This is a genomic window from Faecalicatena fissicatena, assembly GCF_016900595.1.
GTDB lineage: Bacteria > Bacillota > Clostridia > Lachnospirales > Lachnospiraceae > Claveliimonas > Claveliimonas intestinigallinarum.
In genome coordinates this window covers 1-727 of sequence record NZ_JACLYY010000040.1, presented here as the reverse complement: position 1 = coordinate 727, position 727 = coordinate 1, and the positions used below count along the sequence as shown (strand labels likewise).

The following is a 727-nucleotide window of genomic DNA, read 5'->3' as shown; positions in this document are numbered from 1 at the left end:
AGATGTGTATAAGAGACAGCACCAGTGCCATCAGCTCCTCCATCCGCGCCGCCATGGCCGCCCTCCGGTACGCCCGGCACAGCACCTCCCGCAGGTGCTCCGCCAGGGTGAGGGAGGGGTTGAGCCACTCGGCCGAGTTCTGGAAGGAGAGGGCAAACTCCTTCATACGCAGGGGCCTGCGCGCCCGCTCGTCCATGGCCAGCAGCTCCCTGCCGTTGAGGTACACCTGCCCGCTGACCTGGGCCTCCGGCTCGGACAGGCAGGCGATGGCGCGGGCCAGGGTGGTCTTGCCGCTGCCCGACTCCCCCACGATGGTGAGCATTTCCCCGGCGTCCAGAGCAAAGCTCACCGGGTGAAGGGTGAACTCCGGGTAGGACACCGACAGGTTGTTCACTTCCAGCAGCACGGCTTGTCCCTCCTCTGTTGTTCCTCCAGCCCGCCCACCAGCAGGCGCAGCAGCAGCGTGGACAGCACCAGCGCCCCCACCGGCGGGAGGAGCCACCACGTCCAGAAGTCCGTCCGGTAGAGACCGGGGAAGTCCACGGCCCGGGCGATCATCATACCCCAGGAGCGGGCCAGCGGGTCGGACAGGCCCAGAAAGGCCAGGGAGGACTCCTGGAGAATGGCCCGTCCCACCACCGCCAGGGCATTGATGGTGAGCAGAGGCCACAGCTCATGGCCGATGTGGGTGCGGATGAGGTACCAGGTCTGTCTCTTATACACATCT

General features: G+C 66.4%; 1 protein-coding gene and 1 pseudogene. Both read right to left on the bottom strand.

From position 1 onward, the window contains the following. A partial coding sequence (locus H7U36_RS15045; RefSeq protein ID WP_205156430.1) for an ATP-binding cassette domain-containing protein occupies positions 1-406 on the bottom strand: 406 nt, incomplete at its 3' end. Further along, positions 391-727 (bottom strand): annotated as a pseudogene (locus tag H7U36_RS15040) (ABC transporter permease); the annotation flags it as partial. The gene H7U36_RS15045 and the pseudogene H7U36_RS15040, both read right to left, overlap by 16 nt.